Annotated in this window: 18 protein-coding genes; all 18 read right to left on the reverse strand. The window is 51.4% G+C overall.

Going from position 1 to position 14856, the window contains the following annotated elements:
• Positions 1–467 precede the first annotated feature (467 nt).
• On the reverse strand, positions 468–773 hold the full coding sequence (locus E1919_RS24265) for a hypothetical protein (protein WP_162056006.1): 306 nt from the start codon (positions 771–773) through the stop codon (positions 468–470).
• 217 nt (positions 774–990) lie between these two features.
• On the reverse strand, positions 991–1434 hold the full coding sequence (locus tag E1919_RS24270; protein WP_162056007.1) for a beta-barrel fold lipoprotein: 444 nt from the start codon (positions 1432–1434) through the stop codon (positions 991–993).
• Positions 1435–1462: 28 nt separating this feature from the next.
• The gene (locus E1919_RS24275; protein WP_162056008.1) at positions 1463–2560 is read right to left on the reverse strand and encodes a toprim domain-containing protein; all 1098 of its coding nucleotides are present in this window, start codon (positions 2558–2560) and stop codon (positions 1463–1465) included.
• 14 nt (positions 2561–2574) lie between these two features.
• Complete coding sequence (locus E1919_RS24280; RefSeq protein ID WP_162056009.1) at positions 2575–3207, reverse strand: DUF4099 domain-containing protein; 633 nt, start codon at positions 3205–3207, stop codon at positions 2575–2577.
• Positions 3208–3294: 87 nt separating this feature from the next.
• On the reverse strand, positions 3295–3651 hold the full coding sequence (locus E1919_RS24285; RefSeq protein WP_162056010.1) for a helix-turn-helix domain-containing protein: 357 nt from the start codon (positions 3649–3651) through the stop codon (positions 3295–3297).
• Entirely contained in the window at positions 3648–5615 is a 1968-nt protein-coding gene (locus E1919_RS24290; RefSeq protein ID WP_162056011.1) for a type IV secretory system conjugative DNA transfer family protein, read from the reverse strand. Before E1919_RS24290 ends, E1919_RS24285 begins: the two co-directional genes overlap by 4 nt.
• 67 nt (positions 5616–5682) lie before the next feature.
• On the reverse strand, positions 5683–6477 hold the full coding sequence (gene traN / locus E1919_RS24295) for a conjugative transposon protein TraN (RefSeq protein ID WP_162056012.1): 795 nt from the start codon (positions 6475–6477) through the stop codon (positions 5683–5685).
• Between the two features lies 1 nt (position 6478).
• Positions 6479–7639, reverse strand: coding sequence for a conjugative transposon protein TraM (traM, locus tag E1919_RS24300; protein WP_162056013.1), 1161 nt, complete (start codon positions 7637–7639; stop codon positions 6479–6481).
• Complete coding sequence (locus tag E1919_RS24305) at positions 7632–7952, reverse strand: hypothetical protein (protein WP_162056014.1); 321 nt, start codon at positions 7950–7952, stop codon at positions 7632–7634. The genes traM and E1919_RS24305 overlap by 8 nt, the downstream gene beginning before the upstream one ends.
• Positions 7930–8538, reverse strand: coding sequence for a conjugative transposon protein TraK (traK, locus tag E1919_RS24310; RefSeq protein ID WP_162056015.1), 609 nt, complete (start codon positions 8536–8538; stop codon positions 7930–7932). Before traK ends, E1919_RS24305 begins: the two co-directional genes overlap by 23 nt.
• Before the next feature lie 14 nt (positions 8539–8552).
• Positions 8553–9548, reverse strand: a complete 996-nt coding sequence (locus E1919_RS24315) for a plasmid transfer protein (RefSeq protein WP_162056016.1) — start codon at positions 9546–9548, stop codon at positions 8553–8555.
• Positions 9549–10172 (reverse strand): hypothetical protein, encoded by a 624-nt coding sequence (locus E1919_RS24320; RefSeq protein WP_162056017.1) that lies wholly within the window; start codon positions 10170–10172, stop codon positions 9549–9551. It lies immediately after the preceding gene.
• A 4-nt stretch (positions 10173–10176) separates the two neighbouring features.
• A complete protein-coding gene (locus E1919_RS24325) occupies positions 10177–10848 on the reverse strand; it encodes a plasmid transfer protein (RefSeq protein WP_162056018.1) in 672 nt (223 codons plus the stop codon).
• Positions 10823–13267 (reverse strand): TraG family conjugative transposon ATPase, encoded by a 2445-nt coding sequence (locus tag E1919_RS24330; RefSeq protein ID WP_162056019.1) that lies wholly within the window; start codon positions 13265–13267, stop codon positions 10823–10825. The genes E1919_RS24325 and E1919_RS24330 overlap by 26 nt, the downstream gene beginning before the upstream one ends.
• A gap of 20 nt (positions 13268–13287) precedes the next feature.
• Entirely contained in the window at positions 13288–13584 is a 297-nt protein-coding gene (locus E1919_RS24335) for a DUF4133 domain-containing protein (protein ID WP_162056020.1), read from the reverse strand.
• Positions 13585–13588: 4 nt separating this feature from the next.
• Positions 13589–13885 (reverse strand): DUF4134 domain-containing protein, encoded by a 297-nt coding sequence (locus E1919_RS24340; protein WP_162056021.1) that lies wholly within the window; start codon positions 13883–13885, stop codon positions 13589–13591.
• Between the two features lie 27 nt (positions 13886–13912).
• Positions 13913–14278: a hypothetical protein gene (locus E1919_RS24345; RefSeq protein ID WP_162056022.1), complete on the reverse strand. Its 366-nt coding sequence runs from the start codon at positions 14276–14278 to the stop codon at positions 13913–13915.
• A 70-nt stretch (positions 14279–14348) separates the two neighbouring features.
• A complete protein-coding gene (locus tag E1919_RS24350; protein ID WP_162056023.1) occupies positions 14349–14735 on the reverse strand; it encodes a hypothetical protein in 387 nt (128 codons plus the stop codon).
• Between the last annotated feature and the right edge of the window lie 121 nt (positions 14736–14856).

Below are 14856 nucleotides of genomic sequence, written 5' to 3' on the forward strand. Positions count from 1 at the left end.
CAGGCTGGGAGGATGGAAGCCACATGAAAAGAGAGCAGGTGTTATCACCCTCCACCGCGGATACATGGAATTCTGTAAAATCTTCGATGGGTGGATGCTCGCGCAAAAATTTGTGTCCTAATCGTAGGATAGGAGTGGAGGAGTATGAGGAGTACAAAGCATGAACGGCACAACCTGCTTTCCTTCCCCTTTTGTAACAGTTTCGCCTGATTCAAAATCAGTTAAAGCCTTCGCGGAGGAGAGGCAAAGCCAGGGCCTTACTCCGGAGAGCAATGCAGTGGGGAAGAGATAGCAAACTTGAAGAAGGAAACACAGTAAACATGTATTACTTCGTTTACTGTGTTTCCTTTGTTTATCTAATAATTCGGGTGTGGCGCCTGTTCTTCCAGCTGAAGAGTGCAGCGCAATGAGGAAGCTGGCGGAGAGCTGGACGCTGGGGGCAAAGCTTGCCGGGGAGGGCCTACTACCTACAGCTGGTGCCAGCCTCCCCCCTGCAGCAACGCATTCCTCATCCTGCGCAGGTCATAAAGTATATGGCCATACTGTTGCCCGGCGGTGTTAGGGTCATTGGCCAGGTACTCTGCCAGTGCCGCATAAGCATGATCTAGCGACTGCGCCACGCCCATTGGACCATCATTGGCCATCAGCGCCTGAAGCAACGGGGCTGTATCAAAGGGCCTGCTGAACGCGCACCCTTGGGGGAACGGAACAAAAGGACGCTCCTCACCTGGTGATGTTGCTTCTTCTTTCTTTCCTTTTTCGTTTTCTGCCATCACATACTGCTTTAAGTTTTGCGAAACTCCTGCAGTACAATAATGTGCTTAAATTCACTGCAATACAATGTAAAGAAGACCCATTTTGTAACATCAGCCTACCTATATACCCCCAGCTTAATCAGTATTTAATTTAATAAAAGCTTCATTTTCTATAAAAATACCCGGCATTTTAAAGATGTTTTGTAACATAGAGGAAATAACCCTGAGCAGGTTGCTACTGGCCAGCCCTGTAGGTAAGTTCTTTTTGCACGGTGTCGGAGTCTTCCGTGAAAGTGTAGGTTGTTTCATCCAGGAGCTTGTCGTTCCGGTAGACGGTAATCTTCAGCCCCATTTCTGCTGGGGCATCTTCCGTTGGGTTAAAGCCAATAGTGGCAGAGAAGCGGAGCTCTCTTACGCCCTCCCCCTCATAGGAGTAAGTCGTTCCAGTCAGGTCCTCGTCTAGTAGCAGGGTTGGCATTTCCTCCTGGGTGTTGGTTTTGTAAAATTCGCCGCCATTGAGTGTGATAATTTTAAAAAACTTCTCATACTCTCCTGACTGCTGAATGTCCACCCGAAAGGTAGCCGCTTCAGGCGTAGGGTCATCTTTCCCGGAGTCGCCGCAACCGGCCAAGAGCAAAACAAAGAACAAGAGCGCGGTTAATTTTGAGAGTGTTTTCATAAGCTTGTTTTTTTGGAGTTGGGTTAAATTACATTTTCATCGCTACGCTTTTTTTTTGCGCAGCAGAAGGGTGAATCAAATCATTGAAATCTTTGGCGCCACTGGCCTTGTGCACGTGCAGCCCGGAGCGGATGCCTGATTCCCTCTCAAAAGTGCGCAGGCTGAGCGTTGACACTGGTATCTCAAATTTCTTTTCGTTTACTGTAAAGTGCAGGCTGTCGGATTCCTTCCGGAAAGAAGACTCCTTCCCGGCGATGGCCGTGGCCAGTACGATATCATACACCCTGCCCTGGTAATCATTGTCAAATAGGGTTCTCTTGGCTGCCTGTGGCCAGTGCTCCAGCGCCAGGCGAACCTGGTTCTTTGAAATACCACCGCCGAAAGAAACGAAAACAGCCGACTGCATATCCATCTCTTTGCGCCGCAGCTGGTAAAAACTCATTGCGTCGATGGGGTTCTCTGCGAAGAACACGTTCCGGGTGCGTGCCTGGCTGCCGGCGAAGTCCGCTATCCACATGCCGCTCTGCCGGTTAGAGCCAGCGGCTACGCTCTTAAAGCCATAGTTGCGCAGGTCATACCCGATGACAGCATTAGAGCCTGGGCGTGTAAGCGGGAAACCAATGTTGGCGTATACTTTCCCCGGGTCTTTGGCTGTGTCTTTCACCAGGCGAATGAAGGGCAGGAATTTTTCTATTGTCTCCCTCTCAAGGCCACGCTCTTTAATCAAATAATGGAGCTTGCCTACTGACAGCGGTTGAGGAGCATAGCGGCCTGCATCGAAGGCTTTAGGCGGCGGTGGGGCAAAGGCAGGCCTGAAGGCTTGCGGCTCACTGAACAGCCGGGAAAGCACCTGGTTGACACCTTCTGCTGGGGAGGAGTAGGATTCATTGAACCGGTGAAGCCTGCTGGCCACAAAGTCGATGACGGATCCCCGGTCAGTGCTCCCGTCCCGGTTGAAGTATAGCTGCCTGCCCGGGTCACGCGGGTTATTGATGATCACTGTGTCGCCATCCGGGTGCCTGTACTCCAGGCTTCGGCGCCCCTTTGTCAGGTCTGCCACATAGCCCAGTGACTCAGCTGCCTGAATGATGGGTACCTTTTCCCGGTATTCCTTGAATGTCATCATAGGCTACTTTTAGTTTAGCGCTTCGGCCCGGTAGGCTTTATCTCTTCGCTGCTTACTCCCCTGCTTTCCGATTGCCCAAGCAGCTGATCAGGCTTTGTGGTGAATCCGCGCGGCTCGTTAAGGTCCACACGGGCACGTATGATCTCATCCCCTCCCTTTGACCGAAGCTCCAGCACATTGCCCTGGCGAAGCTGCTCTTTCTGGTCTGAACTGAGCACAACATCCTTTATGGCATTCGGCACATGGAAGTCACGCACCCGGGCTTTCAGTATCTCATTGGTCTCCCGGTCGAGCTGAAAGTAATGCGGCTCCCTTTCTCCGTTCAGGGCAACGTGGTCCCGAACCAGCAGGCCTCCCGCCTTTAGCTTCTCCAGCTCCTGGGGAGTGGCCCCGATGTCATTGTTTATCTGGGCACGCACCGGGTGCACGTTCAGGGAAAGTGAGTTGTCGGGGTTGCGGAAAAGCGAGAGCCTGGCATCCGTCTCAAAGCGCTGCCCTCCGGTCAACTCCACAGAGAAGGTCCGAAGGCTGGTGCGGTTACCTGACAGCAGGGCGGCAAGGTCTTCGTTCATGTTCAGGACATCCTTCCTGTTCAACCCCAGCTTCTCAAACTGCGCGTAAGGGAGATCCTTTATGTCAAAGTTCATACTTATACTTTTAACGTATATTGTTAATTAATACCAGGACCTGATCTACCGCAAAAATAGAAGTGGTCCGCCGCTCCCCTCCATAGACTAAGAAGGAGTGTTACTGAGCAACCTTTTCACTTCCACCAGCTGGGCATTTACTTCCTCCCCCAGCAGGGAGAGCCGCTCCACGGCAATGCTGTTGTAAGGGCTTGTGAGTGCTTCACCCTCTCCCCCCGTGACGATATCGAACGTATCTGCCAGGATGTACCTGAGTTGATAGGTAGTGCCATAGTAGTTCAACACCTGCAACAGCAACTCAATGCTGCTGCCCTCTCCGTTTTCCAGCTTAGAGATTTGTGTCTGGTGGGCTCCCATGGCCACGGATACCTCCTTCTGTGAAAGGCCCAGTGTTTTACGGAAGGCGCTAAGCTTTCCCCCTATGTCTGATAGTGTAATGTTCATACTTGAAACGCAGAAATGAGTGACTCAATATCCTTATTGATTTTAATGAAGTTTGCTTCAAGTTTGGTGTTTCGGGCGGCAGTAGTTCCAAATTTATAAAATATTGGCATATCTACATACTGCTCTTCCTCTTTTGCAACCTCCTTAAGGTTAAGATTGATTTTACAGTTATACGTGCTGCTTATATGTTGTCCATCATATACTGCATTATCAAAGGCCACCTGCCCCACCATCTCCCCTGCCCTTAGGTTGGCTATCTTGGAGGCGGGTATGAGTGAGCCCATCTCCTCATTCATACTCACCGAGGTTCTGTTCCTATCGATGCTTACCCCCTGCTTCTGCTGTCTTACCTTTCCGAATATCTTCTCCAGCCAGTCGAGCGTCTCCTTGTTCCTGACAGAGCCCGAGAGCACGTTGGCAGCCACAGAGCAGATAGTGTCGGCTGTTTCCCTACCGTACTGCTGGCGAAGCTGCGGCAGCTCCTGAAGGCCCAGCAGCACGGCTATCTTATTGCTTCTCGCTGTGGCTATCAGGTTCTCTACCTTATGCACGTAAAGCGTCGGCGACTCATCCACTATCAGGCCGCAGGGCAGGTTCCCTTTCGAGTTGATGAGCTTGGTCATGCGGTTTAAGATAAGGGCGTTGCAGGCGCTGTTGATGCTCTGCGTGGAAGGGTCGTTGGCGATCACCAGTACAGACGGCGCTTTGGGGTTCGTTATCTTTAAATCAAAGTCATCGCCGGAGAGCACCCAGAAAGTCTCCTTCGTGGCCAGCCGGCCGACATTGATTTTAAGCGTGCCTATCTGCCCCTCCAACTGGTCGAATGCCTTGTTTATATAAGCCGTGCGGAAGGGAGAGAGCAGGCTCTTGAGCTGTGGCTCGGAAAAGAGCAGCTCGAATATCTCCTCGTAGCCTAGGTTCAAGAGGGCCAGCACATGCGGAAAGGTTGAGTACCTTCCTTCCTGGTACCGGCTCAGAAAGAAGATACAGCTGGCCAGGAAGTTGACGGCCGACTGCGTGAAGAACTGCGCGGCACCCGACTCCCTGTCGTTTTTCGTGAGCGACTGCAACAGCGCCTCGGCTGTCTCTACCGCATCAGCCAGCGTAGGCAGGTACTCGGGCTTGAGCGGGTTAAACCTGCGGCTGTGCTCCACGCTGTTAAAGTTGATGACATGAAACCTGTGGTTTTGGAGAGGGCCTTTCTTCTTACTCACCAGGTAATGGTAGTAAGCGAGTTTCCCTAAATCGGGAAACTTGAAATCATACAGTGCCATCGAAAAGCCCTTGGCCAGCATCTGTTTAATAAACGGGTTCACAATCGAGAAAGACTTTCCGGAGCCGGGAGTACCTATCAGCAGTGTTGCCCGGAAGGGATTGACGATATTCAGCCAGCCCTCGTTAATCCTGCGCTTGTGGTAGTAGAGCATGGGGATGTTCACCGAGTAGGGCGTTACCATCAAGTCGCGCGACTGCTCAAAAGACTCATTCTCCACGTTGAATTTATCTTTCATCAATCCGCTCTGGATGCGCTTGGACACGTTATCGAGCGCCACGTGTATCAGCACAGCCCCCAGCAGGGAAAACACCGTGTAGAGCACCTCGAAAAGCGTAATGCCGTAGAAGAGCGCCGTCTCACTCACATAATAATAGAAGAATCCCGAACCCAGAAACAGCACCGCGCCGATGAAAAGCGGCAGGAAGATGTGCTTTAGCGGATCATGGTTCAGGTTCTTCTGCGCTTTGGTACCCAGGGCCACTATCATGATCATCCCAAAAGTAAAAGCCTTGGAGAAATAGATGTTCTCGTAGATGGGGAGGCGTGAGAGCCTGTCCACTACCGGTTTCACGCTGGCCAGAAAAGCTGCATCCGCATACAGGTGCACGGCAAACTCTACCATCAGGGTAAAGTAGACAAAGCCCTGTAGAAACGAGTACAGCTTCTTTATTTCGCTTGATTCTTCCATAGCAGTAAAAATTTACAAAAGGGAAATGAAAGTAATGAGGTTCATTAGCCTCATGATGCTAATGAATCTACAGCGTATCCGCGTTCAGTACGTCTCTGTAGTTCACCTTGAGCGAGATAGTGCGGCCTGACACCTGTTCCTCTGCCACCTCCATGTTGAACACCTTCTCATCGGGGAAAGTGAATTTCCGGAACACGAACACGTTGCGGTACTTGCGCTTGAAGTTGTCCGTATCATAGAGCGTGAACACCGGCTCCACCTCCAGCTGCTGAAAGTTAGTGGCCTTCACTACTTTCTTGTCCTCAATAAGAAAGCGGATCTGGTCAATGTCATAGGCGATGTTGGTGCGGTTCTTCATCGACACATCCATAAAGAAGTAGTCCCCCACGGTGTAGTTGTTGTTGAGCTTTATTTCCACCTTCTGCTTTGTGTTGCGCACATGCGTTACCCTCGGCCTCTCCTGCACGGCCGCAAGCGCGAAGCGCTGCATCTCCTCGGTGCTCATGGCCACGGCAGGATTAATGAACTCATCTACCTGCGTGGGGTCTATTCTGACCTCAGACTGCGCCCCGCCCGCCGTTTGGGCATAGCTCAGCCTGTACTGGACCATGAACCGCTCTCCGACGATGGTCACCACGCCCAGGGCAGGCTTGCCGTTCTTGGCCTTTACCCGCAGCATGTTGGCAACGGGTATGTCACCGGCCACATCATCAGTGGAGATATCGACATACTGGATAGGCTCCGGGCTGATGAAGTGCGTTGATATGTCTTTATGGATGTAGATGGTTTCCGGTTCTTTTGATTGCCCAAAGGAGGCAACAGAAAACAAGAAGAGGAACAGTAGTATTGAGAGCTTCTTCATTTTATCTTTTTTTGGCTTTGTTATCAATCAGGTAGACAATGGTGTTGTACTTGAGCTTTGCTTTGTTGCGTTTGATGGCGGAACCCGCCGCCCGTGTCGCAGTCTGAGCCATGCGGTCTGCCATGGAGTAGAGCATTTCAGCGGAGTTAGAGGCATCAGTTCCAAAGTTCACTGATTGTCCCTGCGTGGCACGGCTGGCCAGCTCCTGGGTGAACTCCCGGAACTGCGAGTCCGGCACGTACAATCCCTTCAAGCCGTCGTTATCATACACGCTCAGGCTGACAGGCAACACCTCGTCCCCCTGCAGAATAGAAGTAATGGTGATATCTACTCTTTGCGCGCTGAAGCCTGAGACAAGGCCGTAGAGGTAGCTGCCCTTCGCTATTTCCATGTCAGCGACATAGATGTCGTCGAGTAGCCGGACGCGGATTCTGCCCCCTTCCCGTACCTTCAGTCCTTCATCCAGAATAGCTTTAATAAACTGCTCAGTAGGTGCACCCGAAATAGTGTTAAAGTAGGCGGTATTGGCGTTGGCTGTCTTACTTACGGCCAGCGCCTCCGGTTCCGGCTCTGCTGGCTTTGTGGCCACTGGAGGAGTCCGCGGTTTTGCCGGCTCCTCTCCTGCCCTGGACAAACTATCGACGTAGGCCATTTGCTCACGGAACAGGCGCATTTCCTTCTCATAGTCCGATTCTGTTTTTCTGCTGGGCGTTCTTCTCGCCGGGGCAGTTGCCGTGGCATAACCTGCGCCCGCCTGCCGTTGGCTGACGCGCTCCATGAAAGGCTCCGCCTGCTGGTTAGCCAGTATCTGGTTGTTGAGGCTGTCAAGTATAGCCTGCTCTTCTGCTGAATAAACGCTGCCGTACTCCTGCTGTGTGGTGGTGTTATCACCCAGCTCCCGGATGGCAGAGTAGTCAGTTCTGTATTTATGCTCTTCCCTGGAAGCTTTGAACTTATCTTTCACCTCCCGCTTTTTGAGGTTCGCGTCCGGAAGGTCCGTGTTTAGGGAAGCAGTTTCTACCAGCAGTGTTGTGCCTGGCTCCGCTGCGCTCTCCCCTGCAGCAGGGAACGTGTCGAGGTAGAGGTAATTAAAGATAAAGAGGAACGGCAGCACGATAAGCGGCAGAATGTAGCGCCCTTTTTTGAAGTCTATCTTATTCATGGATAATACGGTTTAGCTGTCTGTCTATGTCATGAAGGAAAGCGCTGTCTTGTGGCGAGAGGCTATCGGGGTTAATGGATTGCACCTCACCGTAGAGACGCATCATCTCCAGCATGTCGGCTGTCACAGGCCTTGTCTGCTGCTCTTTATTGATGCCGGAGTAGAGAAGGTTCGCCGTAGCATCAAAGCTCCCCTGCGTCTCGTTGCGTCCTGCTATGAGCCACATAATACCTGAGGCCATCACGAAGAACATGCCTGCCGCCATCGCTTTCTGGTGCGTGTTAGCCCAGTTAAAAATTCTTCTTCTCCACATACTCCAGGTCTTTGTTAAGAACGGTTTTCCAGTTCTTGATAATTAGGCCGTGGGGGTTGTTCTCCGTGCGCGGTACGTCCTGCAAATCACCTTCCGTTATCAGAGCCCTCGTGGCAATGGAAGTAGGCCGCTCGATGCGCTGCCTGGCGTAGTAGGTAAAATGGCGGTTCCCGTCCACGGTGATGCTGTCAGTTTGAATAGTAAGCAGGGCAGAGCTGGCCAGGATGGAATTGTAGTAGCCTTTCTCTTTCAGGTTGTTGTACTGCGCAAGCCCTGTGTCGTCCACCAGGTACATGGCCTTGTTGAGGTTGTTTTTGATGTAGGCATCGTCCGGAGGGAGCGTGAAGAAGAGCAGGTGGAACATGTTCACGTGCGACTCATACTCCACCTCCCGGTTGGTGCCGTGGTCTGTCTGGCGTACCAGCACCGGCACGTTGTGGTCGAGCACGTAGATGTTCTTGCGTTGCTCGTTTACCAGGCTGTAAGCAAAAACCAATGCCATGGCCGCCAGGATGATGCTGGTGATAAAGCTGCCCACACTGATAGCAAGCGAGAGCTTTATTTTCTTTTCGATGTTTTGAATCATGGTGCTTATAAAATTTACCTTGAGAAATTGCGCATGGCCTTGCCTGCTCCCCCGGCCATAGAGCCGATGGCGTTGCCAATGCCGCTGGTGTTAATGATCCAGGTGGAGATGACCGGGATACTGAGCATGGCTAGTCCACTGATGATAAGGCTGACGACATAAAAGCTGATGCTTCCCGACGGGTAAGACACATAGGCAATGAACATCTCCTCATTGTCCAGCACGGCCCTGAGAATCTCTATTTCCTTCATCAGCCCGTACTTGACGAGCACAAAAGAAATCGACATCACGATGTAGGCGATGGTAGAGTAGAGCCCCACGGAGATGTAGCGGCCTATCCAGGTGAGGTAGGAGTCGCGGAAGCCGGGCAGGATGCTCAGGGCAAAGGAGAAAGGCCCCAGTATCACGAGTATGCCGGCAAAGATGATCTGCAGGAAAAAGACGATGTAAACGCACACCTGGTAGAGCAGTACCACCACGTACTCCACGAGGCGCATCATCGTAAAGTGCATCTTAGCCATGAGCATCAGGTAATAGCCCTTAATTTTGTTAAACATGGGCTCCAGGTCAATGCCCATTTTCTCCATCCAGTCCTTGTCCTGCGTCTCTGCCTGCACCTGCTCAAAGTCTGCACTACTATCAGAGAGCTTTATAGCCACGCTATCGATAAGCGCTACTCTTTCAAGGTGCATATCCCCCACCTGGTCTATCTGCCCTTCATACATGCCTTTCGCGCTATCTCTTACCACGGTCAGCGGAAAGTTGAGCACGTCTACAAAGCCGCCCCAGAAGATGATCACGAGTGCCAGGGCAAAGGGCCGGAACAGGGCCATGTAGCGAAGCTGCTCATCCCCTGTCATCATCTTATAAGCCTCCACGGCAAAGTAGAGTAGCATGGCGATAGCGGCCAGAGCCTGCGCATCAGCAAGAAAACTACCTGCCAAATCCTGAACATTGAGGAACAGTCCGTCGAAAAGGTCAAAGATGGATTTGTCGATGAGCTCGCGCATCTATTTTGTCAGGTTGTTGGTGGTATTGAAAAGAGAGATGATGCGCCTGTAGTAGCCCCGGAGCGTCAGCATATCGGCCAGATAGCCCCGGAAGGATTCAGCCTTTACCGCGTCCTCCTCATAGGCTTCTTTGGTGATTTCGATATCAGCGTTTATCCTGTCTTTTTCCTGCCGGATCTTGAGCAGGATATCTAGGTCCACGCCTGCCGCTATGGCCTCTCCATGAAGCCCGTCCAGTTCTGTGTTCAGCGTTCCTATCTTGCCAGCGTAAAGTAAGTGAAAGCTTTTATTGAGGCTGCGGTCGGCGCTCTTGAACATTTCCTGCTCCCAGACAGTGTTTACCTCTTCCTCTTCCCGCTCTGCCTCTGCTGCATTCAACTGCAGCGCTGCCATGGTGGGCAGGAGCTGGAGCATGTTGCGGCGGTCATCGCCCTTGCGGTATTTGTTGTGAAATAGTATGAAGTACCATTTCGGGTCAAACTTATTCCAGCGTGTCACGACCTCCCGCTCCATCTGATGGCGCACATGTTTACTATTCACTATGGAAACAGGAGCCTGTGCCCTGCTCTGCTGAAGAGTTAGAGCAAGGAAGAGCACACCTGAAAAGTATATAAGCCGCTTCATACGCTTACTTTTTGATGGTCTTGTACTCATCTAGCAGGGACTTGATGATAGCCTGGCTGTTATCGGGGTATTTCAGGCTGAGCGGGTTCATGGTCTTTATCAGTCCGGCATGCTTGGCCACACGCATCTTCCGAACTATCGAGTAGGACAGCCCCCGCATGATGCGGAGCTCGTCCACCACATGGCGGATGAGGGAGAGGCGGTCGGCGTTGGTCATCAGGTTCACATCCGTTCCGATCACCGCCACCTGGTAGATATGGGTAAACAAATCAGCGGTGCGGTTCACTAGTTCCAGCTCGGTTTTAGCGGCGATGATGAGCAGCTCCGGATCCCCCTGGGCAATGTCCATCATCTGGCCCTGGTAAGTGCCGATATCCTGCGCAATACTGGAAGCATAGATAATGTTCTTGCTTTGGCCCACGATGCTCTGAACAGACTTGAGCGAGTTGTACATCTTCTCCTCCAGCTCCCTTATTTGCGCCATCTTTATTGTGATAACCTTCTGGGTTGCCGATATCTCCGCCTCGCTTTCTTTTATGTCATTTAAAGCCGCCTGCTGCGCGGTGTGGTTCACCACCAGCGTAGACACCACGGCAGGGTCGAAGACAAGCTGTTGCGCCTGCAAGGCAGTCCAGCCGAAGGTGAAGGCGCTAATCAAGTACAGGTATTTTCTCATGGCTCTTTTTATTAATTAGGTTAATGAATTCGTTTAGCTTCATGCCCGAGGCGCGGAAGTCCCGCACGAACATTTCCAATGCCTGCTGGTAAGTAGTGTAGCGGTCCACGTACAACTGCAGGGCTTCCTTCTCTCTGCGCTCCGTGGTGAAGGTCAGGTACTCGTAGAGCGACACCTCCACGCCGTACACCTCACCGGTGCTGCCCCGCTTGATATAGACTTCCTTGAAGCGGCCCCGCCCCTCCTTGTTATCCAAGTTGTTGATGGTGAAGATTTTCTTTTGCTCCACTCCATTGAGCGAAAGCAGGTTTGCTATCTCGGAGAAGTTGTCTTTGAACTTGGTCTGGTCGAGCAGGCAGATGGTGTCAGAGTTGTTGATAATGCTGTTTTTAACCACGGCATTACCCATAATGTCGTCCAGCTCCTGGGTCACGACCACCGCCTCCCCCCAGAACTTGCGCACGGTCTTGTAGACGTAGAGAATATAGCCTGCCATCAGGGGGGATGCTATTGCCTTCCAGGCCTCCTCAATGATGAGGGCCTTGCGGTTTTTCTTGTGCCGCATCTTCTGCAGGAACACGTCCATGATGATGATGGTGGTAATCGGGAACAGTATCTTATGCTCCTTGATGGCGTCAATCTCGAAAACGATAAACTTCTCATCAAAAAGGGTGGAGTCTGTGTCATTGTTGAGGATGGTGCCGTACTCCCCGCCGAGGCAGAATTTTTTGAGGATAAACCGGTAGCTTGTAATATCAAAGCTTATTGCCTCCGCTTGGGTAATCTGGACTATCTTTTCAATAGAGAAATCATAAAAAGATTGGAAGCTCAGGTAGCTGCTCTCCTTCCCTGATTTATAGAAGTCCTCGTAATAAGCCGACACCACAGAGGAAAGCACGCTGTCTTCTATCTGGCTCACCGTGCCGTCCGATCCTTTCCACAAGAGACTTACCAGTGATTTGAGGAACTCCCGCTTCTCTTCGTTAAACTCTTCTGCCGAAATCCGGAAAGGGTTCATCGTGATAGGCTCCTCTTCTGAGTAGGTGATGTACTTGCCCCCATAGTAGCGGCAAAGACCGCTGTAGGAGTGCCCGGTATCAACCAGAATCACATCTGTGTCCTGCAGCGCATACTGGCGGATGAGGTGGTTCATAAAGAAAGATTTGCCGGCGCCTGAGGGGCCCAGCACGAACTTATTTCGGTTGTTCATGCGGTTGGTGTTGATAGGCAGGTCGCTCGTGTCAATGGCCACCGGGATGCCCTGACGGTCCGAGAAGAAGACCTGAAAGCCTGACTCCTCGTCTTTGAGTAATCCTTCTTTGAACAGCAGGCACAGCGCCGCATCCGATGTGGTCTGAAATTTATCATAAGCCTTCAGCTCTGAGGCGTTACCAGGCAGCACGCAGCGGAACAGCTCCAACTGGTTGTAGGCATTGTGCGAGGGTATGATACCCAGGGAGAACAGGGCGCTCTCGATGTAGTTCACGGCCCTGTCGATGTGCTGCTCTCCGGCAGATACCAGGATATTGTAATGCCCGTGCACGAGTAGCTGGTTTTCCTTCGCAATATCCGCCATCACCCGGTCGATGTCCTCTACTGCCAAATCATTGGCAGGGTCCGGCATGGAGGTGTGGCGCTTGCGCTTGGCGATAAGCTTATTGATTTCTCCCCTCTGGTCCGGAATCTGTATCACCTGGTTATAAATCACGCAGTCCGTGGCCGGTATCTTGTGCAGGAAGTGCATCATGTCCACCGGCAGCGAAAAGCCCAGGTTGACATCAGTGTGCGGCGTGATAGAGGCAGGGAAATTGATTTCGTCAATGTCCACCAGGGAGATGCTTTTAATCGTTCTCCTGCCCACCCGGATGCCCTCCTCCGTTGCGCTGAAGTTGCTCAGGCCATACACCTCATCTGAGAAGTTAAAGGCCAGCAGGCGGCTGATAAGCGTCTTGATTTCCTTTTCTACCAGTACATGCGGGTGGAAGCCCTTGGACTCCAGCAGTTCCACCACTTTTGTGATGTTGCGCTGGAAGGCTTTGAAGTCTTTCTCATCATAGGTAAAGAAAGAAGAGCGCTTTACGTCCATTGTTAGGGTGAAGTAAGTTGTGATGTCGCGGTATTCCCTGCCCTCAAATGCTTCGTTGTATTTCTGGCTGAGGAAATCAGCCGAGGCACGGCCCTTGAACTGCTTGAGCGCGAAAATATCCAGCTTCTGCAGGGTGTAGCCGGAGCCGAGTATCTTAACGATGTTGGAGAAGACATAATGAAAGTCCGTGTAAGCGTCCACATCGGCGGCATACTGGAGCACCGGATTTGTAATCCGAAGAATAACGGAGTGGTCACCGGTTTCATGGTAGAGAATATCGTGCACATGGCGGTCGATGCCAATGTAGGGCAGGGTAAATTTCTTGTTTTTCATAACTGGCGGTAGATGGTGTATTAACGGCGGCGGCTAAACCGGTGTGGTATGACGTACACTCCGGCGGATCTGGTCTTGGCATGCAGTCCTTTCTTCTGGCGGCTGTTGGTATAGAGCAAACCACCCATTGAAACGGAAAGCAGGGCAACAAAACCGGCGAGGAAGTTAACGGCAACGGTCAGTATCACAGCAGAGAAAAAACCGGCTAAAACACTGCCCATCGCCCAGTAGATGTAGCGGCCCTTGAAGGACTTGAATACAAGAGGCTGCTGCAGCCCCTTGTACACATTGTATCCTGTGTGCCTTCCGGTGGCCATGGGACTACAGGCCGAAGAAAGCCTTCACCACCACGCCCACCAGCATCAAAAACACGCAGGAGCCCATCCACCCCATGAGGGATTTCTGCACGTCCTGGTCTCCGGTGTTCCACTTGATGAACACCCGCACGCCGCCTACCAGGCCCACGATAGCGCCAATGACAATGATAAGTGTTCCGATAGGGTCCACATAGGTGGTTAGCTCTGAGGAGGCCGCATCAATGCCTTCTACCCCCTGCGCCATTGTCTGCTGCACTAAGGCCAGTAGTGCCATGGCCATGAATGAAATTCTCTTTTTCATAAAGCTGTTGATTGAAATGAACTGGTTTTAAAATATTGAACTTGAATATGATTTAGCGTCCTTCAGGAACTCCTCCAGGGGGATGCCCTGCCCCTCCACTCTTAAAGCGGGCTCTGGTTCTGCCGTTCTGCTGAGCTCCTCCTGCTCGTAAGGCTGATCTTCGTCTTCGTCCTCATACTGTTCGCCCTCATACTGATCGTCGTCCCCTGCTTCTCCCTGAGACAAATCATAGGGCTGCTCCTCGTCACTGGCGAGTTCTTCCATGTCATAGTGCACACCTGAATCGGTGGCTGCCTTCTGCTTTTGTGAGAAGAATAAATCGTAGAGGAGGTTGAGCACGTAGTAGACGGCGTACGCTCCCATCACAACCCCGAAAAATGTACTCCATGCCATAACTCAATATCTTAAAATAAACATGCTGCTTTATGCACTTTGAACAAATATGCTTAAATCTTATAATTTTTTAATCTAATAACTTATTGCTTCGCTTCTCAGCCAGCTCCTGAATAAGCTCCTTGTGCTTGCTGAAGAACTCCTGCAGCAGGTAGCTCACCAACACATTGGATTTTATCTTTGCCTTCTTCTTGAGCAGCTCAAGCACTTCGGCGCTCTCCTCATCCACGTAAACAGCCTTTTTATCAATCTCCATCTCCTTCCGCGCAGCCTCTAACACCTTGACCAGCTGTTCAAATCCGCCCTTATTCAGAACAACATCTATGTCCTGTGCCTGCCGGGTAGCAGACGGTTCCTCTCTGTCTGTGGTAGCGACAGATGGTGGCTGCTCTCGCTCAGTCACGACCGTTAGGGTAACCGGAGGAGCAGTTACAACAGGTGGTTTCTCAGCACCCATTTTAGCTTTTATGCTATCTAATAGTGAATTATTTTTACTCATTGACATACGCAATGTATACGCTATAAGATTAAATTTAAAAATATATTCCATAAAAGATTAAAAAATTTTTAAGCTTAAA

Origin of the sequence: Pontibacter pamirensis (genome assembly GCF_010015475.1) — a bacterium.
Taxonomy (GTDB): Bacteria; Bacteroidota; Bacteroidia; order Cytophagales; family Hymenobacteraceae; genus Pontibacter; species Pontibacter pamirensis.

Bases quoted from the DNA above. Each gene is read 5' to 3' on its own strand.
- E1919_RS24265 (WP_162056006.1), bottom strand. From the start codon at position 773: ATGGCAGAAAACGAAAAAGGAAAGAAAGAAGAAGCAACATCACCAGGT.
- E1919_RS24270 (WP_162056007.1), bottom strand. From the start codon at position 1,434: ATGAAAACACTCTCAAAATTAACCGCGCTCTTGTTCTTTGTTTTGCTC.
- E1919_RS24275 (WP_162056008.1), bottom strand. From the start codon at position 2,560: ATGATGACATTCAAGGAATACCGGGAAAAGGTACCCATCATTCAGGCA.
- E1919_RS24280 (WP_162056009.1), bottom strand. From the start codon at position 3,207: ATGAACTTTGACATAAAGGATCTCCCTTACGCGCAGTTTGAGAAGCTG.
- E1919_RS24285 (WP_162056010.1), bottom strand. From the start codon at position 3,651: ATGAACATTACACTATCAGACATAGGGGGAAAGCTTAGCGCCTTCCGT.
- E1919_RS24290 (WP_162056011.1), bottom strand. From the start codon at position 5,615: ATGGAAGAATCAAGCGAAATAAAGAAGCTGTACTCGTTTCTACAGGGC.
- traN (WP_162056012.1), bottom strand. From the start codon at position 6,477: ATGAAGAAGCTCTCAATACTACTGTTCCTCTTCTTGTTTTCTGTTGCC.
- traM (WP_162056013.1), bottom strand. From the start codon at position 7,639: ATGAATAAGATAGACTTCAAAAAAGGGCGCTACATTCTGCCGCTTATC.
- E1919_RS24305 (WP_162056014.1), bottom strand. From the start codon at position 7,952: ATGTGGAGAAGAAGAATTTTTAACTGGGCTAACACGCACCAGAAAGCG.
- traK (WP_162056015.1), bottom strand. From the start codon at position 8,538: ATGATTCAAAACATCGAAAAGAAAATAAAGCTCTCGCTTGCTATCAGT.
- E1919_RS24315 (WP_162056016.1), bottom strand. From the start codon at position 9,548: ATGCGCGAGCTCATCGACAAATCCATCTTTGACCTTTTCGACGGACTG.
- E1919_RS24320 (WP_162056017.1), bottom strand. From the start codon at position 10,172: ATGAAGCGGCTTATATACTTTTCAGGTGTGCTCTTCCTTGCTCTAACT.
- E1919_RS24325 (WP_162056018.1), bottom strand. From the start codon at position 10,848: ATGAGAAAATACCTGTACTTGATTAGCGCCTTCACCTTCGGCTGGACT.
- E1919_RS24330 (WP_162056019.1), bottom strand. From the start codon at position 13,267: ATGAAAAACAAGAAATTTACCCTGCCCTACATTGGCATCGACCGCCAT.
- E1919_RS24335 (WP_162056020.1), bottom strand. From the start codon at position 13,584: ATGGCCACCGGAAGGCACACAGGATACAATGTGTACAAGGGGCTGCAG.
- E1919_RS24340 (WP_162056021.1), bottom strand. From the start codon at position 13,885: ATGAAAAAGAGAATTTCATTCATGGCCATGGCACTACTGGCCTTAGTG.
- E1919_RS24345 (WP_162056022.1), bottom strand. From the start codon at position 14,278: ATGGCATGGAGTACATTTTTCGGGGTTGTGATGGGAGCGTACGCCGTC.
- E1919_RS24350 (WP_162056023.1), bottom strand. From the start codon at position 14,735: ATGGGTGCTGAGAAACCACCTGTTGTAACTGCTCCTCCGGTTACCCTA.